The organism is Mesorhizobium sp. M2A.F.Ca.ET.042.01.1.1 (assembly GCF_003997405.1).
GTDB lineage: Bacteria > Pseudomonadota > Alphaproteobacteria > Rhizobiales > Rhizobiaceae > Mesorhizobium.
In genome coordinates, this window is the sequence record NZ_RZRX01000439.1 from 1 (window position 1) to 2,824 (window position 2,824).

The window sequence follows — 2,824 nt, forward strand, 5'->3', positions numbered from 1 at the left end:
TCTCCCGACAGTAGGAACCGGTTTCGGGATAAAGACATGCGTAAAATCAAAGAACTAAAGCGCATGGAGCGAATCCGAAGGATCGCGACGCGCTTTAGTTTCCGCGGCGCTACCGGAGACCGTTGATGACGCTTGCCAGTCCCACCGATGTCAAGACCGCGAGGACCGCTGGTCTGCTGCCCGCCGGCCACCCGGCGGTGAAGCAGGGCAAGATCGGCGTCATGCTGATCAATCTCGGTACACCCGACGGGATCGAGTTCGCGCCGATGTGGCGGTATCTCAGGGAATTCCTCTCCGACCCGCGCGTCATCGAGCTCAACAAGGCGATCTGGTACCCGATCCTTTACGGCCTGGTCCTGACCACCCGGCCGAAAAAGTCCGGCGCCAACTATGCCAGGATCTGGAACCGGGAAAAGAACGAGTCGCCGCTGCGCACCTTCACCCGCTCCCAAGCAGAGAAGCTCGCCAGTGCCCTCGCCGATCACTCGAACATCGTGGTCGACTGGGCGATGCGCTACGGCAATCCTTCCACGGCAAGCGCCGCGCAAAAACTGGTCGAGCAGGGTTGCGACCGTATCCTGTCCTTCCCGGTATATCCGCAATACTCAGCAACCACGACGGCAACCGCCAACGACCAACTGTTCCGCGCGCTGATGAAGATCAGAAACGCTCCGGCGATCCGCACCGTGCCGCCCTATTACGATGAACCGGTCTACATTGAGGCTCTCGCTCACTCGATCGAGCGGCATCTTGAGACGTTGGACTTCGAGCCCGAGGTGGTTATCGCGTCCTATCACGGCATCCCGAAGCCGTATTTCGAGAAGGGCGACCCCTACCATTGCCACTGCCTCAAGACGACGCGGCTGCTGCGGGAAAGGCTGGGCTGGGACGAGAAGAAGCTCATCACCACCTTCCAGTCGCGCTTCGGCGCGCAGGAATGGCTGCAGCCCTACACCGATGTCACGGTCGAGAAGCTGGCCAAGGACGGCGTGAAATCGATCGCCGTCGTCAATCCGGGCTTTTCCGTCGACTGCATCGAGACGCTGGACGAGATCGGCCGTGAAGCGGCCGAAACCTTCCATCACGCCGGCGGCAGGAACTTCGCCCATATCCCCTGCCTCAATGACAGCGCCGAGGGCATGGCGGTCATCGAGGCGCTGGTCCGGCGCGAGCTTTCCGGTTGGGTGTGACCGGCTTCACCGACAGGCTGGAAACCGTTGCGCAAAACCCGCCGCTAGCCGATATCAGAGCATGATGCCGAAAAGTCTGAGCGGTTTTCGGACCACATCATGCTCTTTCTATTGACCCAGAGCCGGATGAATTCAGGTCGATCCGGCCTGAATTCATCCGGCTCTGGCGATCACCTGATTGTAACGTTGCGGAAACACACTTAAGTGAATCCGTGAGGTCGCCGCCTTTGAGGGAGAAGCGAAATGGGCTTTAGCGGTTTCGATATTGCCATCATTGTTCTTGTTTTCCTGGTCATCATTCTGCTTTTCAAGGGCATCAGGACGGTGCCGCAAGGCTACAATTACACGGTGGAGCGCTTCGGCCGTTACACCAAGACGCTGACCCCCGGCCTCAACATCATCAACCCGATCTTCGAGCGCGTCGGCGCCAAGATGAACATGATGGAGCAGGTGCTCGACGTCCCGACGCAGGAGATCATCACCCGCGACAATGCCATCGTCGGAGTCGACGGCGTCGCCTTCTACCAGGTGCTGAACGCCGCCCAGGCCGCTTACCAGGTGGCTGGGCTGCAGAACGCTATCCTCAACCTCACCATGACCAACATCCGCACCGTCATGGGCTCGATGGACCTCGACGAATTGCTCTCCAATCGCGACGCGATCAACGAGCGCCTCCTGCGCGTCGTGGACGAGGCGGCGCACCCGTGGGGCATCAAGATCACCCGCGTCGAGATCAAGGACATCAACCCGCCGGCCAATCTCGTGGAATCGATGGGCCGCCAGATGATGGCCGAGCGCGACAAGCGCGCCCAGATCCTGGCCGCCGAAGGCCTCAAGCAATCGCAGATCCTCGAAGCCGAGGGCCGCAGGGAAGCCGCTTTCCGCGACGCCGAGGCGCGCGAGCGCTCGGCAGAGGCCGAGGCCAAGGCGACGCAGGTCGTGTCGGAGGCCATAGCCAAGGGCGACGTGCAGGCGATCAACTACTTCGTCGCGCAGAAATACACCGAGGCCTTGGCCAAGATCGGCTCGTCGAGCAACAACAAGATCGTGCTGATGCCTTTCGAGGCCTCGTCGCTGATCGGCTCGCTCGGTGGCATCGGCGAGATCGCCCGCGAAGTCTTCAAGGGCGACGGCCCGTCGGGCGCGCCGCGCCAGGGTTCGCGCCCGCCGATCGTGCGGCAGAGTGACAGCTGATCATCTAACTCTGTGGGAGACCGTCAATGATCGACCGCATCGTTTCGGAACTCGGCCCGTGGAACTGGATGGTTCTCGGCATCGTGCTCCTGGTGATGGAAGTCGTGGCGCCAGGCGTGTTCATGCTGTGGATCGGCATCGCGGCGCTGATCGTCGGCGCTGTTTCGCTGGCGATCTGGGACGCGGCGTTCTGGACCTGGCAGATCCAGGTCCTGGCCTTCCTCGTGCTGGCCGTGATCTCGGCCTATGTCGGCCGGCAGATCGCCGTCAGCCGACAAGGCAGCGTCGACCAGCCGCTGCTCAACCGCCGCGGCGCGCAGATGGTTGGCCGCACGGCGACGCTGGCCGAGCCGATCAAGAACGGCCGCGGCCGCATCCGGCTCGGCGACACGCTCTGGCGCGTCTCGGGTCCCGACCTGCCGGTCGGCACGCAGGTGCGC

General features: G+C 62.3%; 3 protein-coding genes. All 3 read left to right on the forward strand.

Features of this window, described 5'->3' with window-relative positions; all coding sequences use genetic code 11:
- The first annotated feature begins 125 nt into the window (after window positions 1-125).
- The gene (gene hemH, locus EOA23_RS33290; RefSeq protein WP_127307182.1) at window positions 126-1,190 is read left to right on the forward strand and encodes a ferrochelatase; all 1,065 of its coding nucleotides are present in this window, start codon (window positions 126-128) and stop codon (window positions 1,188-1,190) included.
- A gap of 243 nt (window positions 1,191-1,433) precedes the next feature.
- On the forward strand, window positions 1,434-2,384 hold the full coding sequence (locus EOA23_RS33295) for an SPFH domain-containing protein (protein ID WP_126059563.1): 951 nt from the start codon (window positions 1,434-1,436) through the stop codon (window positions 2,382-2,384).
- 26 nt (window positions 2,385-2,410) lie between these two features.
- Window positions 2,411-2,824: NfeD family protein (locus tag EOA23_RS33300; RefSeq protein ID WP_145966570.1), on the forward strand; the 414-nt coding region annotated here is incomplete at its 3' end.